The 19704-nt window shown below is 65.3% G+C and carries 17 protein-coding genes and 1 other RNA gene; 10 read left to right on the forward strand and 8 right to left on the reverse strand.

Annotated elements, in window-relative coordinates:
* The first annotated feature begins 22 nt into the window (after nucleotides 1-22).
* The 6 genes from XarjCFBP7645_RS02970 to XarjCFBP7645_RS02995 all read left to right on the forward strand — a co-directional run bounded on the left by XarjCFBP7645_RS02970 (nucleotide 23) and on the right by XarjCFBP7645_RS02995 (nucleotide 4448).
* Complete coding sequence (locus XarjCFBP7645_RS02970; RefSeq protein ID WP_104536167.1) at nucleotides 23-838, forward strand: S1/P1 nuclease; 816 nt, start codon at nucleotides 23-25, stop codon at nucleotides 836-838.
* Between the two features lie 13 nt (nucleotides 839-851).
* Complete coding sequence (locus XarjCFBP7645_RS02975; RefSeq protein ID WP_104536726.1) at nucleotides 852-1676, forward strand: MBL fold metallo-hydrolase; 825 nt, start codon at nucleotides 852-854, stop codon at nucleotides 1674-1676.
* Between the two features lie 75 nt (nucleotides 1677-1751).
* Nucleotides 1752-2528, forward strand: coding sequence for a molybdate ABC transporter substrate-binding protein (gene modA / locus XarjCFBP7645_RS02980; RefSeq protein WP_104536168.1), 777 nt, complete (start codon nucleotides 1752-1754; stop codon nucleotides 2526-2528).
* 15 nt (nucleotides 2529-2543) lie between these two features.
* Nucleotides 2544-3230, forward strand: a complete 687-nt coding sequence (gene modB, locus XarjCFBP7645_RS02985) for a molybdate ABC transporter permease subunit (protein ID WP_181126213.1) — start codon at nucleotides 2544-2546, stop codon at nucleotides 3228-3230.
* Nucleotides 3230-3844, forward strand: a complete 615-nt coding sequence (modC, locus tag XarjCFBP7645_RS02990) for a molybdenum ABC transporter ATP-binding protein (protein ID WP_104536170.1) — start codon at nucleotides 3230-3232, stop codon at nucleotides 3842-3844. Before modB ends, modC begins: the two co-directional genes overlap by 1 nt.
* Nucleotides 3845-3890: 46 nt before the next feature.
* Complete coding sequence (locus tag XarjCFBP7645_RS02995; RefSeq protein ID WP_104536171.1) at nucleotides 3891-4448, forward strand: flavin reductase family protein; 558 nt, start codon at nucleotides 3891-3893, stop codon at nucleotides 4446-4448.
* 18 nt (nucleotides 4449-4466) lie between these two features.
* Here the strand turns inward: XarjCFBP7645_RS02995 and XarjCFBP7645_RS03000 are convergent, their stop codons facing one another.
* From XarjCFBP7645_RS03000 to XarjCFBP7645_RS03015, 4 genes are all read right to left on the reverse strand, one after another.
* Entirely contained in the window at nucleotides 4467-5021 is a 555-nt protein-coding gene (locus XarjCFBP7645_RS03000; protein WP_258079495.1) for a hypothetical protein, read from the reverse strand.
* Between the two features lie 27 nt (nucleotides 5022-5048).
* Nucleotides 5049-5124: non-coding RNA, sX9 sRNA (locus XarjCFBP7645_RS03005), on the reverse strand.
* 70 nt (nucleotides 5125-5194) lie between these two features.
* Nucleotides 5195-6493, reverse strand: coding sequence for a TonB family protein (locus tag XarjCFBP7645_RS03010; RefSeq protein ID WP_104536173.1), 1299 nt, complete (start codon nucleotides 6491-6493; stop codon nucleotides 5195-5197).
* Nucleotides 6483-6851, reverse strand: a complete 369-nt coding sequence (locus tag XarjCFBP7645_RS03015) for a BlaI/MecI/CopY family transcriptional regulator (RefSeq protein WP_104536174.1) — start codon at nucleotides 6849-6851, stop codon at nucleotides 6483-6485. Before XarjCFBP7645_RS03015 ends, XarjCFBP7645_RS03010 begins: the two co-directional genes overlap by 11 nt.
* Nucleotides 6852-7002: 151 nt before the next feature.
* Between XarjCFBP7645_RS03015 and XarjCFBP7645_RS03020 the strand changes: the two genes are divergently transcribed.
* The 3 genes from XarjCFBP7645_RS03020 (at nucleotide 7003) to XarjCFBP7645_RS03030 (ending at nucleotide 11171) form a co-directional block, all read left to right on the forward strand.
* Nucleotides 7003-8961 (forward strand): acetyl-CoA hydrolase/transferase C-terminal domain-containing protein, encoded by a 1959-nt coding sequence (locus tag XarjCFBP7645_RS03020; protein WP_104536175.1) that lies wholly within the window; start codon nucleotides 7003-7005, stop codon nucleotides 8959-8961.
* Nucleotides 8962-9528: 567 nt separating this feature from the next.
* Nucleotides 9529-10452 carry a L,D-transpeptidase family protein gene (locus XarjCFBP7645_RS03025; RefSeq protein WP_181126214.1) on the forward strand — a complete coding sequence of 308 codons (924 nt, stop codon included), beginning with the start codon at nucleotides 9529-9531 and terminating at the stop codon, nucleotides 10450-10452.
* A 2-nt stretch (nucleotides 10453-10454) separates the two neighbouring features.
* Nucleotides 10455-11171 carry a M23 family metallopeptidase gene (locus tag XarjCFBP7645_RS03030; protein ID WP_104536177.1) on the forward strand — a complete coding sequence of 239 codons (717 nt, stop codon included), beginning with the start codon at nucleotides 10455-10457 and terminating at the stop codon, nucleotides 11169-11171.
* A gap of 55 nt (nucleotides 11172-11226) precedes the next feature.
* On the opposite strand, the gene XarjCFBP7645_RS03035 is transcribed toward XarjCFBP7645_RS03030, so the two are convergent.
* Nucleotides 11227-11988: an SDR family NAD(P)-dependent oxidoreductase gene (locus XarjCFBP7645_RS03035; protein ID WP_104536178.1), complete on the reverse strand. Its 762-nt coding sequence runs from the start codon at nucleotides 11986-11988 to the stop codon at nucleotides 11227-11229.
* A gap of 101 nt (nucleotides 11989-12089) precedes the next feature.
* On the opposite strand from XarjCFBP7645_RS03035, the gene XarjCFBP7645_RS03040 reads away from it, so the two are divergent.
* Nucleotides 12090-13061: a LysR family transcriptional regulator gene (locus XarjCFBP7645_RS03040; RefSeq protein ID WP_181126215.1), complete on the forward strand. Its 972-nt coding sequence runs from the start codon at nucleotides 12090-12092 to the stop codon at nucleotides 13059-13061.
* Between the two features lie 285 nt (nucleotides 13062-13346).
* Here XarjCFBP7645_RS03040 and fhuE read toward each other — a convergent pair whose 3' ends face one another.
* The 3 genes from fhuE to XarjCFBP7645_RS03055 form a co-directional block, all read right to left on the reverse strand.
* On the reverse strand, nucleotides 13347-15539 hold the full coding sequence (gene fhuE / locus XarjCFBP7645_RS03045) for a ferric-rhodotorulic acid/ferric-coprogen receptor FhuE (protein ID WP_104536180.1): 2193 nt from the start codon (nucleotides 15537-15539) through the stop codon (nucleotides 13347-13349).
* 441 nt (nucleotides 15540-15980) lie between these two features.
* Nucleotides 15981-17981: a transketolase gene (gene tkt / locus XarjCFBP7645_RS03050; protein ID WP_104536181.1), complete on the reverse strand. Its 2001-nt coding sequence runs from the start codon at nucleotides 17979-17981 to the stop codon at nucleotides 15981-15983.
* Between the two features lie 236 nt (nucleotides 17982-18217).
* Entirely contained in the window at nucleotides 18218-19498 is a 1281-nt protein-coding gene (locus tag XarjCFBP7645_RS03055) for a dicarboxylate/amino acid:cation symporter (protein WP_181126156.1), read from the reverse strand.
* Nucleotides 19499-19704: the final 206 nt, after the last annotated feature.

Raw genomic sequence — 19704 nt, forward strand, 5'->3', positions numbered from 1 at the left:
GGCCGATGCGTACAATTGCCGGATGAAGACCTTCTCCCCTCGCATCATCGTTCTTGCCGCGACCGTTGTCGCGGCACTGCAACCCATCAGCGCCGTCGCCTGGGGGCCGCAAGGCCACCGTCTGGTGGCGCGCATTGCCGAGACCGAACTGAGCCCGCAGGCGCAAGCGCAGGTGGCGCAATTGCTCAAGGGCGAAGCCAATCCGACCTTGGCCGGTGTCGCCAGCTGGGCCGACGAGCTGCGCGAACACGACCCCGAGCTGGGCAAGCGCTCCGGGCCCTGGCATTACGTCAATCTTGGCGAACACGACTGTACGTATGCGCCGCCGCGCGACTGCCCGGACGGCAACTGCGTGATCGCCGCCCTCGACCGACAGACCGCGCTGCTTGCCGACCGCAGCCAGCCCCTGGACGTGCGCCGGCAGGCCCTGAAGTTCGTGGTGCATTTTGTCGGCGACATCCATCAGCCGATGCATGCCGGCTACGCGCACGACAAGGGCGGCAATGAATTCCAGCTGCAGGTCGCTGGCAAGGGCAGCAACCTGCATGCGCTGTGGGACAGCGGCATGCTCAACGACCGTCATCTTGGTGACGATGCGTATCTGCAACGCCTGCTGGCGTTGCCGGCGACCGCTGCGACATCGTCGGTGCTGCCACCGCCGGCCGCGGCATGGGCGCAGGCTTCCTGCAAGATCGCAATCACGCCTGGCGTCTATCCAGACAAACATGTGTTGCCGGACGACTATATCGCGACCTATCGTCCGCTCGCCGAGACCCAATTGCGCGAGGCCGGCGACCGACTGGCCGCCGTGCTCAACGCGGCGCTGGCCGCGCCCTGAGATGGAGACGCCGATGCAGCCCGAGGTGCTTGCGTTCTTTCACGCCGACAGCAACACCTTCACCTATGTGGTCGCCGACGCGGCAACCGGGGCGGCAGCGGTGATCGACCCGGCGCTGGACTATGCGGCAGACACCGGCGAGGTCGGCACGCACGCCGCGCAAGCCATCGTCGATGCCATCGCCCAGCATGGCTGGCAGGTGCAGTGGCTGCTGGAAACCCATGCGCATGCCGATCACCTGTCTGCCGCGCAATGGCTGAAACGGCACTGGCCACAGGCGCGCATCGGTATCGGCGACGGCATCCGGGATGTGCAGCAGACGCTCGCGCCACGCTATGCGTTGCCGGATGACTTCTGTGCCGATGGCTCGCAGTTCGATCACCTGTTCGCCGACGACGAGCGCTTGGAACTCGGCAAGCTGCAGGTGCGTGTCATCGCGGTGCCTGGGCATACCAGCGACAGCATCGCGTACCTGATCGGGGATGCGCTGTTCCCCGGTGATTCGTTGTTCATGCCGGACGCCGGCACCGCGCGCTGCGATTTCCCCGGTGGCGATGCACGGCAACTGTTCGCCTCGATACAGCGCATGTACGCGCTCCCCGAGGACACGCGCGTGTTCGTCTGCCACGACTACGGCCCGGGCGGCCGTGAGGTGGCGTACCAGACCAGTATCGGCGAGCAGCGGCGCAGCAATATCCACGTGCGCGACGGGGTGGAGATCGATGCATTCGTGGCGCAGCGTCAGGCACGCGATGCCACGCTGCCCGAGCCCAAGCTGATCCGGCCCGCATTGCAGGCCAATCTGCAGGCCGGCCGCTGTGGCGGAGTATCTGCGTAGCGTTGGTTGTGCTCGCTACGCGGGATGCATGGCACAGCCGCTATGATCGGCGCCTTATCCCGTTGGAGCTTCCCTATGCGCACGATCGGTTTCTGGCAGCGCGCGTTCTGCGTGCTGATGCTTGCCCTGCCCGCCCTGGCCATTGCGCAGACCGCGCCGGTGACGGTGTTTGCTGCAGCCAGCCTGAAGGAATCCATGGACGAGGCCGCGGCCGCTTACGAGAAGGCGACCGGCACGCCCGTGCGCGTCTCCTACGCCGCCAGCTCTGCACTGGCACGCCAGATCGAGCAAGGCGCACCGGCTGACGTATTCTTTTCGGCCGACCTGGAATGGATGGACTACCTGCAGCAGCGTGGCCTGGTCGTACCGGCGCAGCGTCACAACCTGCTCGGCAATACCCTGGTACTGGTCGCTCCGGCCACCAGCAAGCTGCGCGTGGATCCGCGCCAGCCGGGCGCGATCGTCAAGGCGCTCGGCGACAGCGGCCGGCTGGCGGTCGGCCAGACCAACAGCGTGCCGGCCGGAAAGTATGCCGCCGCAGCGCTGCGCAAGCTCGGCCAGTGGGATGGCGTGAGCAATCGCCTGGCCGAGTCGGAAAGCGTGCGTGCCGCATTGATGCTGGTCTCGCGCGGCGAGGCGCCGCTTGGCATCGTGTACGGCTCGGATGCACGGGCCGAACCCAAGGTGCGCGTGGTCGCGACCTTCCCCGACGATAGCCACGATGCCATCGTGTATCCGGTTGCCGCATTGAAGAACAGCAGCAATGCCGGCACGACCGCGTTCGTGCAATGGCTGGGCAGCAAACCGGCCAAGGCGATCTTCGTCCGCCGTGGTTTTTCGCTGAAGGATTGAGGCGCACCGTTGTCGATGTTCACCCCGCAGGAGCTGACCGCGATCGGCCTGAGTCTCAAGGTCGCCATCGTTGCGGCCATCGCCAGCCTGCCACCGGGCATCGCCTGCGGCTGGCTGCTGGCGCGGCGGCGCTTTCCGGGCAAGGCGCTGCTGGATGCCTTGCTGCATTTGCCGCTGGTGATGCCGCCGGTGGTGACCGGCTACGCGCTACTGGTGGTGCTGGGCACGCAGGGGCCGGTCGGTCGCTGGTTGCTGGAACATCTCGGCATCCAGTTCGCGTTCCGCTGGACCGGGGCAGCGCTGGCGTGCGCGGTGATGGGATTTCCGTTGATGGTGCGCGCGATCCGCTTGTCCATCGAAGCGACCGACCGTCGCCTGGAAGCGGCTGCCGCCACGCTTGGTGCGGGTCCGCTGCGGGTGTTCTTCAGCATCACCTTGCCGCTGGCCTGGCCGGGCCTGGTGGCCGGCATGGTGCTGGCGTTTGCCAAGGCCCTGGGCGAATTCGGTGCGACCATTACCTTCGTATCCAATATCCCTGGCGAAACCCAGACCCTGTCGTCGGCCATCTACGGGCTGATGCAGGTGCCGGGCATGGAATCGGGCGTGTGGCGACTGGCCGGCGTTGCGCTGGCGATCTCGCTGGCGGCGCTGCTGCTGTCCGAGTGGCTGGTGCGCAGACCGCATCCGCGCGAGGACAGCTGATGCTCGATATCGATCTGCAGCTGCAGCGCGGCAATTTTCAACGGCATCTCCATATCCAGGACCAGGCGCGCGTGGTGGCCCTGGTCGGGCCTTCCGGCGCGGGCAAGACCACGGTGCTCAACGCGATCGCCGGGCTGGTGCGGCCGCAGGCCGGGCATATCCGCATCGACGGGCGCTGCCTGTACGACGCCCGGCAAGGCGTCAACCTGCCCACGCACAAACGCAGGATCGGCTACGTGTTTCAGGATGCGCGGCTGTTTCCGCATCTGGATGTGCGCCGCAATCTGCGTTACGGCCGGCATGCCGGCGGCACGGCGCCGTTCGGCTTCGACGACGTGGTGACGCTGCTGGGTATCGCGCCGTTGCTGCAACGCCGGCCGCGCAATCTGTCCGGGGGAGAGGCGCAGCGGGTGGCGATCGGCCGCGCCTTGTTGTCGCAACCGGCGATCCTGCTGTTCGACGAGCCCTTGTCGGCACTGGATCAGGCGCGCCGCGAAGAACTGATTCCCTACCTGCAACGCGTGCGCGACGAGATCCGCCTGCCGATGTTGTATGTCAGCCACAATCCCGATGAAGTACAGCGCATCGCAGATAGCGTGCATGTGCTGGAATGAGCGCATCGGCACAGTCCACCACCGCATCCAATCTACTGGTGTGTCCATGAAACAGTACCGAAAGCATGCATTCCCGGTGGAGCAGGCGCGCCGCTTCCTCGAACCCGGGCCGGTGGTACTGGTGAGCTCGGCCCACAAGGGCCAGCGCGACATCATGACCATGGGCTGGCATATGGTGCTGGAGTTTTCGCCCTCGCTGATCGCATGCTGCATCGCTCGCGGCAACCACAGCTTCGAACTGGTCCGGCGCAGCAAGCAATGCGTGATCAACCTGCCGACAGCCGAGCTGCTCGACACCGTGATCGGCATCGGCAACAGCAGCGGTGCACAGATCGACAAGTTCGACCACTTCGGACTGACTGCCGTCCCCGGCCAACGGGTCGCAGCGCCAGCCATCGCCGAGTGCTACGCCAGTTTCGAATGCCGCCTGCACGACGGCCGGCAGATCAACCGCCATGCCCTCTTTGTCTGGGAAGTGGTGAACGCGCAGGTGGCCAGGCGGCCTGCGCTTCCCAGGACGGTGCATTACCGCGGCGATGGCCGCTTCATGCTGTCCGGCGACGAAGTCTCGCGGCGGCGCCTGTTCGCACCCGACATGCTCTGATCGCAGCGATGTGCGCGTTCAATGCGCCGCCTTGCCGGTGCGCACGCTGACCTTGCCCTGCCACACTTCGAAGGTGAACGCGAACGACAGCGTCACCGGTACCGGTACCTGGCTGATGGCGCCGCTGCAATCGTCCAGCGCGGCCGGCTGCGCCACACCTGCGGCAAACGTGCACAGCGCGGCCGGAACGAACTGCCATTGCTGCACCGTGGTACGCACCGACTGCACCAGATCGGCGTTGTCCGGCAGCAGACCGGCCGCGCATTCGTCGCGATCGGACATGGGGTCGACGCGCTGTACCGCACCTTCAGCGGTCAGGATCACATGCGCGCACACAGTGGTCGGCGACAAACTCTGCCGTGGCGAATCGGCCGGCAGCACCGGCGCGTCGCTGCGCAGCGCGCGCGGCATCCGGAAGCGCTGCGCCGGCGCCAGTGTGTAAGGCTGGATGGAGCCGCCGCCGTCGCCGCCCGACTGCGCGCTCAGCATGCGCTGGTCCACCGAATCTTCGCGCTGGCTGCGCTGCTGTTCCTGCACGCCTTGCGTTGCACATGCGCCAAGCGACAGCGCCATGATTGCGGCGCAGATCGAATTAGGAACGGCTGACAACATGTGGCGAGCAGTCGTCAGGTAGGCGTGGCCGGCGCGCAGGAACCGGACTGTAAGAGTGGTATCTGCCGATTCCAGGCACCGGCCGCGCCTACCTGACAGTTGTGCTGCCGTCTTGCCGGTCGCTCTGAATCGCATCACGGCCCCTCCTGTATCGCGCAGCCCACTGAAGCACAACCGGCAAGGCGGCTGGACGCTGCCGGATCCGATAGCGCAGCACCTGCATCCGCAACGGTTGACGTTTGCTCCGGCGCATCCAGTGCGAACTTCACCGGCACGCGTACCGTTGAAGCAATCGCCCTGCCATGTGCATAGGCAGGCTTCAGCCGCCACTGGCGCGCTGCCTCCAGCACGGCTTGATCGAACACGCCGGCCGGCGCGCTCCGCACGACAGCGATGTGCTGCGGTACGCCGCCAGGGTCGACCTCAATCTGCAGTTCGACAAAGCCCTCGATACCGCCGTCGAACGCGGCTGCCGGATACCTCGGCGGTTGCATCGTGGCGAAATCCACCGCATTGCCGGCCGCCAGCGTCGGTTGTGCCGCTAACACAATGCGCGCCGGCTGCAGGGCCCAGGCCGTGGTACTGATCGTCGCCGCGAGCAGCAGTACCATCGCCACGCGCCAGCGCGCCTGTCCGGCAGCTACTGGCGAAGCACGCAGCGCCGCGATCCGTTGCGTCAACGGATGCGATGCAGCCCAATGACAGGCGAGCGGCGTAAAGCCGGCACCAAGCTGGGTCTTGAGCATGGCGGTGGCGTAACTGCGGCGCTTGCCCGGATGTTTCGCCAGCACGGCCGCATCGCAGGCCAGTTCCTGATCCAGCCGGAACGCACGCCAGGCCAGATGCATCAGCGGGTTGAACCAGCCGATGCAGAGCATCAATGCCGCCAACAGATTGGCATGTAGGTCGCCACGGCGCAGATGCAGGCGCTCGTGCGCCAGGATCAGGGCGCGCTCATCGACGTTGTAGCGCTCACCGAAATCCGCCGGCACCACGATGCGCAGACGCCAGAGTCCCAACGATGCAGGAAGACCGACATCGCGCGTGGCCGACCAGAGCCGGTCGTCGAGCCGCTGCAACGGCCCCAGGCTGCGCATGAAACGCCGTTGCCGCATCCACAAACCGATCGCCATCACTACCGCGCCGCCCAGCCACGCTGCTACCAGCCATGTTGCCCACGCCTGACCTTCGCCATGCACGCCGGAGGGCGCTGGCATGGCAATCGGCGCCGGCAGTCCCGGCACTGTGATGCCGAAAGACGGGCCGGGCAACAAGGCCGCCACCAGGGCCAGCGGGACGCAGGGCCAGATCGCATACGCCGCGGCGGCACCCGACAGCTGGCGCAATGGGCGACGCAGGAGCAGGCAGACCAGCAACGCAGCGGTGATGTACAGCGTTGCGCGCGATAACGGGATCCAGGCCTCAGGGTTCATCGTCCAGCTCCTTGATCAGTTGTTTCAGTTCCGCGATATCGGACGCGCTGAGTTTTCCGCGCTCGCTGAAATGCGCCACCAGTGGCGCCACCCGCCCGCCGAACAGGCGCTGCAGCAATCCCTCGCTCTGTTGCTGCACCCACTGCTCGCGCGCCAGCACCGGCGAATAGAGATAACGTCGCCCTTGTTTGACCGCGCGGATTGCGCCCTTGCCGAGCAGGCGGTTGAGCAAGGTCTTGACGGTGGGCTCGGCCCAGTCGCTGTGCCCTGCCAGCGCGGCGACCACGTCGTCTGCGCTGCGCGGCGCCGCATCCCAGAGCACCTGCATCACCACCGCTTCGGCGTCACTGATCGGCATGCGATTACATCCGTAATTTTTATCGATTACGCATGTAAAACTTGCGTCTGTCAAGCCCTTCCCGCTTGCCTTGCAGGAGACGCATGCATCGACCCGGCCTTGTCGGCGATCCAGATACCTGCCCCACCATCGCCTCGGCTACCCTGCACCGATGACTGAACACCTCACCGACCTGCCCAGCGCGGTTGCGCATATCCTGCAACGTCTCGATGGCCCGCTGCGCGTCGGCGCGCCGTTGGGCATCGGCAAGCCGCACCGGTTGTTGAACGCCTTGTATGCGCAGCTTAAGCACACGCCGACGTGGCCGCTGGCGCTGTATACGGCGCTGTCGCTCAATCCGCCCAAGCCCGGCGCGGGACTGCAAGCGCGCTTTGCTGCGCCCTTCCTTGCGCGCCATTTCGGTGCGGATTTCCCGCGTCTTGCCTACGTCGATGACATGTTGCGCGATGCGCTGCCGGCGCATGTGCAGGTGGAAGAGTTCTACATGCAGTCCGGCGGGCTGCTGCACTCCACCCAGGCGCAGGCCGACTACACCAGTCTCAACTACACCCACGCTGCCGCAGCCGTGGCGCAACGCGCGCCGAACCTGATCGTGCAGAAGGTGGCACGCGAGCCCGGCGGCACCCGCTTGTCGTTGTCGTGCAACAACGACATCACCCAGGACACGCTGGATGCGGTGCAGGCACTGGGCCTGCCGCGCCCCATGCTGGTGGCGGAAGTCGACACGCAACTGCCGTGGATCGGCGGAACCGCGGCAGTGGAGGAAACCTTCTTCGACCTGGTGATCGACCTGCCAGGCCAGTCGCCGCGCCTGTTCGGGTTGCCCAGGCAACCGGTGAACACCGTCGACTACGCCATCGGTCTGTATGCCAGCGCGCTGGTCCGCGATGGCGGCACCTTGCAGATCGGCATTGGCACCCTGGCCGATGCGCTGAGCCATGCGCTGGTGTTGCGACATACCGACAACACGACTTATCGACGCGTGCTGCAGGCGCTGGACCCGGAACTGGAACAGCATCCTGCCGTGCGCGCCAGCGGTGGCCTGGCGCCGTTCCAGATTGGCCTGTACGGCTGCAGCGAAATGCTCAACGAAGGGTTCAAGCAGTTGGTGGACAGCGGTGTGATCCGCCGCAAGGTGCACGACGATCTGGCGCTGATGCAGCGCATCGCCGACAGCAGTGCCGACGCGGCCGATCATGCGCGCCTGGCACGCGAAGGCGAGTTTCTGCATGGCGCGTTCTATCTCGGCTCGCCGGACTTCTACCGATGGCTACGCGATCTGGATGCGGGCACGCGCGATGCCATCGGCATGCGCCGCATCAGCGAGATCAACCAGCTGTACGGCGGCAACGAAGCACTGGAGCGCCTGCAACGCCGCGATGCGCGCTTCTTCAACTCCTGCATGATGGCCACTGCACTCGGCGCGGCGGTGTCCGATGGGCTGGAAGACGGCCGTGTGGTTTCTGGTGTCGGCGGCCAATACAACTTCGTGGCGATGGCACATGCCTTGCCGCAGGCCCGCAGCGCGTTGATGCTGCGGGCCACGCGTGACGCCGGTGCACACGCAGCGAGCAATGTGCGCTGGAACTACGGGCACACCACCATCCCGCGCCATCTGCGCGATCTGTACATCACCGAGTACGGCATCGCCGACCTGCGCCACCAGACCGATCAGGACTGCGTACTGGCGATGGCCGGCATCTGCGATGCACGCTTCCAGAACGCATTGCTGGCGGCCGCCAAGGCATCGCGCAAGTTGCGTGGCGACCCTGCACTGCCCGCGCGTGCACAACGCAACACGCCGCAGGCGCTGGAACAGGCGCTGGCGCCGTTCCGTCGCGATGGCAGCCTGCCCGACTACCCACTCGGCAGCGACTTCACCGAGGTCGAGCAACGTGTGCTGCGTGCCCTGACCTGGCTCAAACGCGCGACTGCCGGCAACAGCGCGAAGCTGACGACCGTCTGGCGCGCACTGCTGTCACGCGATACCGGCGATGCAAGCCACGGCGCCTGTCTGCAACGGATGGCATTGGATGCGCCGCGCAGCATCGCCGAACACGTGCAGGCACGGCTGCTGGCGTACGCCTTGCGGAAAACCGGAATGCATTGAAACATCCGTATCGCAAGAAGCGATGCCGTGGTGCGCGAAGCGAACAACCCACGGGGTGCCGCAGTCTTTGGCCCGTTGATGATGACCGGCATGACCGCGCATGCCGCTCCTCGCCTCACCGATCTGCACTGCAAGGGCATGCATGTGCAGGATGGACCAGCGCGGATCGGAGCCGGCAGCAAGCAAGCGCTTGCAAGGGTTGCCGGAGCCGTGAAGCGCCTTTGGCGTTAGACGTTACCGCCAACCTCACGCTCAACACAGCGCAGTGGACAGCACACGCAGCGCAATCGGGCGAAAAAGACCTGGCTGCAGCGCATCTACACCCTGCGCCGCCGCCCGGGTAGAAGCATCAGTAGCAGGCGATCGGCAACTGGGCGGCGACGAGATCGTAGATACCCACTCCCGACTCGTATCGCTACAGCCTCCTCAGTCAGTCTCGGTGCAGCCATTTCACGCAGACCACGCAGGCGGCTCGGGCAAGGTGCGCGCATGTCTCCTCCGGACCTGCTCATGCCATCACGTATTTACGCTCGCGTTTGCTTGCTCTCCCTTGCCCTGGGCACCTCCCTGTCCGCACTGGCGCAAGCGCCGCTGCCCCCTGCGGCACCTTCGCCGACAGCAACCCCGGCTGCGACGGTCGCGCCGACTGGTCCGCGTTCGGATCTGCATGCACAGGTGCTGCTGGATCGCGCGCATTTCTCGCCGGGGCAGATCGACGGCGAGCGTGGTTCCAATCAGAAGCGTGCGGTGTCGGGGTTTCAGGCAGCGCACAAGATCAAGGTCACCGGTGAGCTGGATGACGCCACCTGGCAGGCCTTGCAGGCCGACACCACGCCGGCGCTGGTGCAGTACACGCTCACCGATGCCGATGTGGCCGGACCGTTCCAGCCGATTCCGAAGGGACCGGCCGAACAGGCCAAGCTGACGTCGCTGGGCTATACCTCGGTGGACGAGGCGCTGGGCGAGCGTTTCCATGCCGATCCGGAACTGCTGCGCCAACTCAACCCCGGCGTGGATTTGAGCAAGGCCGGCGGCGTGATCCAGGTACCGAACATCGACGGCGCCTCCCCCTTGGCCAAGCCGGCCAAGCTGGTGGTCGACAAGTCCGAGTCGACGCTGCGCCTGTTCGATGCCGACGGCAAGGTGTATGCGCAGTTCCCGGTCTCTTCCGGCAGCAAGCACGATCCGCTGCCGATCGGCCGCTGGAAGGTGCTGGGCGTCGCGCGCGACCCGGTGTTCAAGTACAACCCCAAGCTGTTCTGGGACGCCAAGAAGGGCGATCAGAAGGCCACCCTGCCCTCCGGCCCGAACAATCCGGTCGGACGCGTGTGGATCGACCTGTCCAAGCCGCATTACGGCCTGCACGGCACGCCGGAGCCGGGCCATGTCGGCAAGACCGAATCGCACGGTTGCGTGCGTCTGACCAACTGGGACGTGGTCAATCTGGCAGGCGTGGTCGGCCCGTCCATGCCGGTGGTGATGCAGGAGTAAGCATGAAACTGCTGATGATGCTGGTGGTCGGTGTGTTGCTCGGTGCGGCCGGCTATTGGTGGCTGGAACGCCAGGCGCCGCAGGCAACGGTGGCGGCAGCGTCCAACGCTGCACCCGCTGTAACAGCGCAACCCGACGCGGCAGGGGCTGGAATGGCGGCCCCTTCTGCCGCTGCGCCACCCGTTGCCGCGTCGGCGCCATCCAGCCCGATGACGCCTGCTGCAGACACGCCAACCGCACCGGCATCCGCACCCTCTCCTGGGGCTGCAATTTCAGGCAGCGGCCTGCTGATTCCGGTACAAGGCATCGGCAGCGGCCAGCTGCAGGACACCTTTACCGACGCACGCAGCGAAGGCCGCGTACACGATGCCATCGACATTCTTGCACCGACCGGCACACCGGTGCTTGCAGTTGCAGATGGCACGGTCGAGAAACTGTTCAACAGCGAGCGCGGTGGCCTGACCGTGTACCAGTTCGACCCGAACGGGACGTACTGCTACTACTACGCCCACCTGGAGCGCTATGCCGACGGCCTGGCAGAAAAGCAGCAGATCACGCGCGGCCAGGTCATCGGCTACATCGGCAGTACCGGCAATGCCGATCCTGCCGCACCGCATCTGCACTTCGAGATCCACCGCCTGGGGCCGGAACAACAATGGTGGAAGGGCGAGGTCTTGAATCCTTACCCGGTATTGCATGGCGATCAAACCCTGCAGTGATGCACCGAGCAGCGATGCACGCACAGGCCTGCGCGTGATGCGCAGGCCTGTGCATTCAGATCAACATCCCGCCCGATACTTCGATGCGCTGCGCATTGATCCACCCCGTCCCCGGCGCGAGTAACGCGGCAACTACCGGCCCGATATCGTCCGGCAGTCCTGGGCGTCCCAGTGCCGTGACCGACGACACCATCGCATTGACCTGTGCGTTATCGCGCACGCTGCCGCCGTTGAAATCCGTTTCGATCGCACCCGGTGCCAGCGTGTTGGCACGAATGCCGCGCGCGCCCAGTTCCTTGGCCAGATAGCGGGTGAACACCTCCACCCCGCCTTTCATCATCGCGTAAGCCGATGCGCCGGGCAGCGCGAAGCGTGCCAGGCCACTGGACACGTTGAGGATGCGTCCGCCGTCTGCGATCAGCGGCAGCAACGCCTGGGTCAGGAAATACGGCCCCTTGAGATGAATGTTGACCAGGGCGTCGAACTGCGCCGGCGTGGTGTCGGCGATGGCCGCATGCAGCCCGCTACCGGCGTTGTTGACCAGCGCATCGACATGCGTGCGGTCCCAACCGGCCAGCACCTGCTTCAACTGCGCGGCGAATGCCGCAAACGACCCGGCGTCGGCGACATCCAGCGGCAGGGCGTGCGCGCGGCGGCCGAGCGCGTGGATCTCAGCGACCACGGAGGCCGCCTCCTCTGCCTGGCTGCGATACGTCAGCACGATGTCGCTGCCATCGGCAGCGAGCGCAAGCGCGGCGTTGCGGCCCAGGCCGCGGCTGCCGCCAGTAATCAGAGTGATCGGTGTGGTGGTCGACATGGATGGACTCCGTTGTGTGGTGGGATGCGATTTGAAGCGATCAACACAGCTGGCGCGTGACCGCTGGGCGGGCGTGACAACGCCCGACGGTGCCAAGACTATTGCGCTTGCCGCGCCGCATAAATCGGTCCAACCTGATAGCACCGTTCAAGAACGTCGACCAATCGATGGACACCCTGCAATCGCTGCGCGCCTTCCTGCGCGTCGCCGAGCTCGGCAGCTTCACCCGTGCCGCCGAAACGCTGGGGCTGCCCAAAGCCAGCGTCTCTACCGCCGTGCAGCGACTCGAGGCTTCGCTGGGTACGCAGCTTTTGCATCGCACGACGCGTCGCGTACAACTCACCGGCGACGGCGCCGCGTTCTATCAGCGCAGCCGCGATCTGCTCGACGACATGGACGAGTTGCAGAGCATGTTTCAACGCGAACGCAGCCAGCTACGCGGGCGCTTGCGGGTGGACATGTCCTCCGGCATCGCGCGCAACTTCGTGATTCCCGCACTGCCCGGGTTCCTGGCACAGCACCCCCAGCTGGAAGTGGAGATCAGCGGCACCGACCGCCGCGTCGATGTGGTGCGCGAAGGTTTCGACTGCGTGTTGCGCGTGGGCACGCTCGAAGACACCAACCTGGTCGCGCGACCGCTCGGCGCGTTTCGCATCATCAATTGCGCCAGTGCCGACTACCTCGCACGACGGGGCACGCTGCAGTGCCTGGACGATCTGGCACACCACGACCTGGTGCATTACGTGCCGACGCTGGGCCAGCGATCGCCCGGCTTCGAGTACCGCGACGGACACGCCTACCAGCTACTGCCGATGCACGGCCTGGTGACGGTCAACAACGGCGATGCCTATCTTGCTGCGGCATTGGCAGGCCTGGGCATCATCCAGGCGCCGGCCAGTCCGTTACGCCAGCACCTGGACAGCGGTGCCTTGATCGAGCTGCTGCCCGCCATCGCGCCGGAACCGATGCCGGTCACGCTGCTCTACGCGCAGCGTCGCCATCTGCCGCAACGCGTGCGAGCGTTCATGGACTGGGTTGCAGAGGTGATGGCGCCGCATCTGGAACCACTGTAGCCCGGGGCCGCCTCGATGCGACTGATGGCACGTCAGCACGCATGCGTACGCAGGAAGTGTCTCTATCGCTTGGCGCCATTGGCGGGAGGCATCTTCCTGCGCGCCACGTCGACACCACTCAAGCAAAGCGATACCAGCACGCAGTTACGGCATTGCGGTAAGCGCAGCAGATCTACGCTCTGCCCCGCGGATGCAGACACAAAAAAACAGGCACCTGTTGCAAGGTGCCTGTGCATGTGGCGGCAACAGACCGGGCGCTGAAATCGCGCCCAGCCCGGTCTGCGATCAGAACGTGTAGTTGAAGGTCAGCATGCCGTTGCGCGATGCGCCCCACGCGCCATAGCCGCCGTTGAACTGCGAGTAGTAGCGCTTGTCGAGCAGGTTGTCGACATTGAGCTGCACCGAGAACTGCGGCGACAACCGATAGCGCGCAAACGCGCTGACCAGTGCGTAAGCGCTCTGCTGAAAGGCGCCGTAGACCGGGTCCACATAGTACGAGCGGTTCTGCCAGTTGACGCCACCACCCACGGTCAGATCGCTCCACGCGCCTTGCGGGGTGTAGCTGTTGAACAGTTTGAGGGTGGTGCGCGGCAGATGCGTATTGATCGAGGAGCCGTTGTCATCGCGGGCGGTGTAATGCGAAGCGCCGAAGGTGGTGCTCCAGCTCTCGGTCACCCGCCCCGACACCTCGAAATCGAAGCCTTCGCTGACCACGCCGCTGGCGGCCTCATACGCCGACTCGGTGCTACCGGGGACGAAGCCGCCGGTAGCCACGCCCAGGTTGTCCTGCTCGATGCGGAACACCGCAAGCGAGGCGTTGAGCCTGTCGTCGAACCAAGCTGCCTTGACGCCGGCTTCGTAGCCCTTGCCGCTCAACGGATCCAGGTAGCCGCCATTGGCATCGCGCAGGGTCTGCGGGTTGAAGATTTCGGTGTAGCTGGCGTATGCCGACCACACGTCGTTGATGTCGTAGACCAGACCGGCGTACGGCGTGACTTCGTTCTGGGTGTCAGAAAACGGCAGCAATTGCTGCGTGGTGAAGTCTAGGTTGCGGCCTTCGATCTGCCAGTCGGTATAGCGTGCGCCCACCAGCAGCGTCAGCGGCTCGGCCAGCGAGAAACGCGCAGCCACATAAGCGGCCTTCTGCTTGATCGTGCCGTCGCTCTGCACCAGCAGCGGACTCCAGTTGGGCTCCGGATACGCGCCGTTCCAGCCGAGGTAGCTATCCAGCGGCGCCGGGAAATCGAAGGTGCCATTATTGACGTACTCGCGGCGGTTGTAGCTGGCGCCGGCAACCAAATGATGCTCGCGGCCAAACAGCTGGAACGGGCCTTCCGCATAGACGTCGGCGCCATCGGCCTTGCGCTCGGTCTGGTAGTTGCCCGAATACGGCACCACGCCACCACCGGTGGTGCGATCGAGTCCGAAGATCGTGTAGTACGGATAGAACAGGTGATTGGCCGCTTCGGTCTTCTCGTGGCTCAGATTGGCCTTGAGATTCCAACCGTTGTCGAAACTCTGCTGCAGGCTGGCGAAGGTGCGCTGCAGGCGCGTGTCCCAGAAGGTCCAGTCGGCCGCCGGATTGAACGAACGGTCATAGTTCGTACGGGTACCATCGCTGAAGAACAGAGGGAAGCCGCCCCAGGTGACGTCGTTCGATTCCTTCTTCTGGTACTCGTAACCCACGCTCAGCAAGGTGCTGTCGGTGAGGTCGGCATCGATGATCGCCGAGCCGATCTTCTTGCGCAGGCCGTAGCGGTCCATGTCCGATTCGCCATCCTGGTAGACGCCGATCACGCGCGCACGGACGGTGCCTTCGGGGCTCAGCGGCACGGTGACATCGGCCACGCTGCGGGTCTTGTTGAAATCGCCACCGCCCACCGACACGGTGCCGGTGAAGTCGCGGCTGAGCGCATGCTTGCGCACCAGGTTGATCGAGGCCGACGGATTGCCCGAGCCGGTCAGCAGGCCGGTGGCGCCACGCACCACTTCGACACGGTCGTACAGCGCCACGTCCAGCGCCGAATCGCCATAGCTCCAGGCCTGTTCCATGTAGGCCGGGATGCCGTCGAACTGGTAGTTGTCGATGTAGAAACCGCGTGCGAAGAATTCCAGCCGCTCGCTGTCGCTCTGCGCCACCGAAATGCCGGTGACGTTGTTGAGCACGTCGGTGATGCTCTGCAGGTTCTGGTCGTCCATGCGGTCGCGGGTGATCACGGTGACCGATTGCGGAATCTCCCGCAACGACAGGTCCATGCGCGTGCCGGCGGTGGTCTTCTCCACCGTATAGCCCTTGGCCTGTTCGCCCTGCACGATCAACCGGTCCAGGGTGGTGACCTGGGCATCGGCGGCGGCCACGGGCGTCTCGGCCAGCACCTGGCCGGCGGCCATGGTGCACAGCGCGGCACACAGCGCACGCGGCAGGACATGGCGACGCGCGCCCACGGAAGCAAGACGCAATTCGGTACTACGGATCATCGGAGACTCCAACGCAGACGGATCAGACCACGCGCTGCGAAGACGCCGCGCCGGCAACAAGGGGAGGAAGCGTGTGCCTTACCACCGGCAGCGCACCATTTTAATGGGAATGATTCACATTTTAAATAGTGGATTGACAAATTTTTAGCATCCGTTCAAGCCAAGCGAACGCTACAGAAATGCCGCCGCATGCTGCCGGCGGGCGCATTGCGTAGCCGGCGTATCGAGAGGATCAGCCCGGTTTAACCGAGCCGCCGCAGGGCTTGGCGCACCACACGGCCACGCCAGTTGCTGACCAGGATCCGTGCATCGGCGCTGGTCGACGACGGGCACCGACACGTGCAATGCCCCGTTGCACGGTGCCGCATCGCGCAGCGCGCACGAGGCCCCACAAAAAAGCCGGCTTTCGCCGGCTTTTTCTTCCAGGCGCCGCGTCAGGCGTTACAGCGCCTTGGCCGCAGCAACCACATGCTCGGCGGTGATCTTGAAGTACGCGTACAGCTGATCGGCCGGTGCCGAGGCGCCGAAGGTATCGATGCCGACCACATCGCCATCCAGACCCACATATTTGCGCCAGAAGCCGGTCACGCCCGCTTCCACCGCCACGCGCTTGCGCACCGCATTCGGCAGCACCGACTCGCGATAGGCCGCATCCTGGCGATCGAACACGTCGGTCGACGGCATCGACACCACGCGTGTCTTCAGCCCGGCCGCGTCCAGGGTCTGCTTGGCTTCCACCGCCAGCCCGACTTCCGAACCGGTGGCGATAAGGATCACGTCGGGCGTACCACCTTCGGCATCGGCCAGCACATAACCGCCGCGCTCGATCAGTTTGAGCTGCTCGTCACTGCGCGGCTGGTGCTGCAGGTTCTGGCGACTGAACACCAGGCAGCTGGGGCCGTCCTTGCGGGTGATGGCGGCCTTCCAGCTCACCGCCGATTCCACCGCATCGCCCGGGCGCCACACATCGTTGTTGGGGATGTAGCGCAGCGAGGCCAGGTGTTCCACCGGCTGATGGGTCGGGCCGTCTTCGCCCAGGCCGATCGAGTCGTGCGTATACACGTGGATGGCGTGGGCCGGATTCAACGCGCTCATGCGCACGCCGTTGCGCGCGTAATCGCTGAACACCAGGAAGGTGGCGTCGAACGGAATGAAGCCGCCATGCAGCGCCAGGCCGTTGGCGATGGCGGTCATGCCGAACTCGCGCACGCCGTAATAGACGTAGTTGGCGTTCGGGTCATCGGTGGCGACCGACTTGCTGGCCTTCCACAAGGTCAGGTTGGAATGCGCCAGGTCGGCCGAACCGCCGATCAGTTCCGGCAGCAGTGGCGCGAACGCTTCGATCGCCAGCTGCGAGGCCTTGCGCGAGGCGATGGTCTGGCCTTCCTGCTGCGCCTTGGCGATGTAGGCATCGGCCTGGGCGATGAAGTCGGCCGGCAGCTCGGCGTGCGAGCGGCGGGTCAGCTCGGCGGCTTCGGCCGAATACTGCTTGCCGTACTTGTCGAACAGCTGCTCCCACTCGGCCTGACGCAAGGTGCCGGTGCCACCTGCGCGCCAGCCGGCGTAGATCTCTTCGGGGATTTCGAACGGGCCGTACGGCCACTCCAGCGCCTTGCGGGCGCCTTCGAGTTCTTCCTTGCCCAGCGGGGCGCCGTGCGAGGATTCCTTGCCGGCCTTGCTGGGCGCGCCGAAGCCGATCTTGGTGCGGCAGCAGATCAGCGTGGGCTTGTCGGTGTTGTCCAGCGCGGTCTCGATGGCGGCCTTGATCTTTTCGGCGTCGTGTCCGTCCACATCACGGATCACATGCCAGCCATAGGCCTCGAAGCGCTCCGGGGTGTTGTCGCTGAACCAGCCGGCGGTGTTGCCGTCGATGGAAATCTGGTTGTTGTCCCAGAACGCGACCAGCTTGCCCAGGCCCCAGGTGCCGGCCAACGAGGCGGCTTCATGGGAAATGCCTTCCATCATGCAGCCATCGCCCATGAACACCCAGGTACGGTGGTCGACGATTTCCAGCTCCGGGCGATTGTAGCGCTGCGCCAGCAGCTTCTCGGCCAGCGCGAACCCGACCGCATTGGCGAAACCCTGCCCAAGCGGGCCGGTGGTGGTCTCCACGCCGGGGGTTTCGCTGCGCTCGGGGTGACCGGCGGTCTTGCTGTGCAGCTGACGGAACTGCTTGAGCTGCTCGATCGGCAGGTCGTAGCCGGACAGGTGCAACAGCGCGTACTGCAGCATCGAGCCGTGGCCGTTGGACAGCACGAAACGGTCGCGGTTGAACCACTGCGGGTTGTTCGGGTTGTGCCGGAAGAAATCGTTCCACAGCACTTCGGCGATATCGGCCATGCCCATCGGCATGCCGGGATGGCCGGATTTGGCGGCTTCGACCGCATCGGCGGCGAGAAAACGGATGGCGTTGGCCAGCTGGCGGCGGGTGGGCTGGGTCATGAGCGTCTATGGAAGCGGAGGGAACACCGCTGGAAGCGGAGCCGCTTATTCTCCCACAGAGCGCGTTAGGGAGCCGGGATTGGGGAGTCGGGAATGGAGAATCGGGAATCGGGTGCAGTGCTGCATTCGTCGCTGACGCCGCTGTCACCAAAGCGACCGCTGCGGGGCAGCAGGACGTTATATCACACGTACCGATCGCTACAGCCCGCTCTTACCCACTCACGATTCCCGAATCCCTATTCCTCGCCCTTGGCAACCAGTGTTGTCAGCGCCAGATCGCCGGTCACATTCAGCGCTGTCCGGCACATGTCCAGGAAGTGATTGACGCCCAGGATCATGCCGATGCCGACCGGGTTGACCCCAACCATCGCGCAGATCAGCGCCACCACCGGCAGCGAGCCGGACGGCACGCCGGCGGTGCCGATACCGCCCAGGATGCAGACCAGCATCACCATGAACTGCTGGCCGATGCTCAGGTCGACGTTGAAGAACTGCGCCAGGAAGATCACCGTCACCCCTTCGAACAAGGCGGTGCCGTTCTGATTGGCGGTGGCGCCCACGGTCAGCACGAAGCGCGACACCCGCGGCGGCAGGCCCATCTCGTCGGCCACGCGCAGGGCGGTCGGCAGGGTGGCGTTACTGGACGCGGTGGAGAACGCCATCATCGTGGCCGCCTGGGTCTGCCGGAAGAAGCCGACCGGCGAGCGCCCGGCGAACTTCACCGCCAGCCCGTAACTCACCACCATGTGCAGGCCCAGCGCCAGCACCACCACGCCCACGTAAGCGCCCAGGCGGATCAACAGATCGAAGCCGAACAGCGCGGCCAGATTGAACATGAAACAGGCCACCGCGTACGGCGCCAGGCGGATCACCAAGCCGATCAGGGTCATCGAGATTTCGAAGATGCCTTCGATGCCGCGCTTGAGCGTGGCCACTTTTTCGTCGGCGGTGAGCACCATGCCCACGCCGAACATCACCGCAAAGAACATCAGCGACAGGATCGCGCCGTTGCTGGACGCCGCAGCGATGACGTTGCTGGGCACGATCGACAGCAGCATGTCCATGCCCTGCGGCTGGGTGCCGGAGCTGGAGATGATCTCGCGGGTGCGCTCGGCGTTCTGCTGGATCAACTGGTTGGCCAGTTGCGGGTCCACGCCGGCACCGGGCTTGAGCACATTCACCAGCACCAGCCCAAGCAACACCGCCACGCCGGACAGCACGACGGTGTAGCCCAGGGTGCGCCACCCCACGCGCCCGAGCGCACGGATGTCGCCCATCTCGGAAATGCCCATCACCAATGCCGAAAACAGCAACGGCACGATCAGCATGAAGATCAGGTTGAGGAAGATCTGCGAGAACGGGGTGGTGACGTACCTGGTGACCACGCGCACCCAGTCGGCATCGCTGCCGGCCAGATAGTAGACAGCCAGACCCAGCAGCAGACCGACGGCGAAGCCAATGCCCATCTTCCAATGCAGGGGCAGGTCCGGGCGGCGTGCGGCGGGGGATGCAGTCATCTGGTCGGGCCTTGATCTGGACACAAGCCCCGGAGCTTAACAAACGCCATCGACGCGGCCACCTACCCGGCCTGCCGCGGTGCGCCTGCCCGAGGGTAGGTGCAGCTCCCCACGTCAGCCGATACGGGCGCTGGAGCGTTCGACAAACCTGGCGCGCCCACCGTGGGGCATGCACAGCCGCCACTTGGAACTGCGTGTACCGGGCC

It is taken from the genome of Xanthomonas arboricola (genome assembly GCF_002940665.1).
Taxonomy (GTDB): Bacteria; Pseudomonadota; Gammaproteobacteria; order Xanthomonadales; family Xanthomonadaceae; genus Xanthomonas; species Xanthomonas arboricola_B.

Excerpts from the sequence above, each read along its gene's own strand:
- XarjCFBP7645_RS02970 (WP_104536167.1), top strand. The coding sequence starts at position 23 with ATGAAGACCTTCTCCCCTCGCATCATCGTTCTTGCCGCGACCGTTGTC.
- XarjCFBP7645_RS02975 (WP_104536726.1), top strand. The coding sequence starts at position 852 with ATGCAGCCCGAGGTGCTTGCGTTCTTTCACGCCGACAGCAACACCTTC.
- modA (WP_104536168.1), top strand. The coding sequence starts at position 1,752 with ATGCGCACGATCGGTTTCTGGCAGCGCGCGTTCTGCGTGCTGATGCTT.
- modB (WP_181126213.1), top strand. The coding sequence starts at position 2,544 with ATGTTCACCCCGCAGGAGCTGACCGCGATCGGCCTGAGTCTCAAGGTC.
- modC (WP_104536170.1), top strand. The coding sequence starts at position 3,230 with ATGCTCGATATCGATCTGCAGCTGCAGCGCGGCAATTTTCAACGGCAT.
- XarjCFBP7645_RS02995 (WP_104536171.1), top strand. The coding sequence starts at position 3,891 with ATGAAACAGTACCGAAAGCATGCATTCCCGGTGGAGCAGGCGCGCCGC.
- XarjCFBP7645_RS03000 (WP_258079495.1), bottom strand. The coding sequence starts at position 5,021 with ATGGCGCTGTCGCTTGGCGCATGTGCAACGCAAGGCGTGCAGGAACAG.
- XarjCFBP7645_RS03010 (WP_104536173.1), bottom strand. The coding sequence starts at position 6,493 with ATGAACCCTGAGGCCTGGATCCCGTTATCGCGCGCAACGCTGTACATC.
- XarjCFBP7645_RS03015 (WP_104536174.1), bottom strand. The coding sequence starts at position 6,851 with ATGCCGATCAGTGACGCCGAAGCGGTGGTGATGCAGGTGCTCTGGGAT.
- XarjCFBP7645_RS03020 (WP_104536175.1), top strand. The coding sequence starts at position 7,003 with ATGACTGAACACCTCACCGACCTGCCCAGCGCGGTTGCGCATATCCTG.
- XarjCFBP7645_RS03030 (WP_104536177.1), top strand. The coding sequence starts at position 10,455 with ATGAAACTGCTGATGATGCTGGTGGTCGGTGTGTTGCTCGGTGCGGCC.
- XarjCFBP7645_RS03035 (WP_104536178.1), bottom strand. The coding sequence starts at position 11,988 with ATGTCGACCACCACACCGATCACTCTGATTACTGGCGGCAGCCGCGGC.
- fhuE (WP_104536180.1), bottom strand. The coding sequence starts at position 15,539 with ATGATCCGTAGTACCGAATTGCGTCTTGCTTCCGTGGGCGCGCGTCGC.
- tkt (WP_104536181.1), bottom strand. The coding sequence starts at position 17,981 with ATGACCCAGCCCACCCGCCGCCAGCTGGCCAACGCCATCCGTTTTCTC.
- XarjCFBP7645_RS03055 (WP_181126156.1), bottom strand. The coding sequence starts at position 19,498 with ATGACTGCATCCCCCGCCGCACGCCGCCCGGACCTGCCCCTGCATTGG.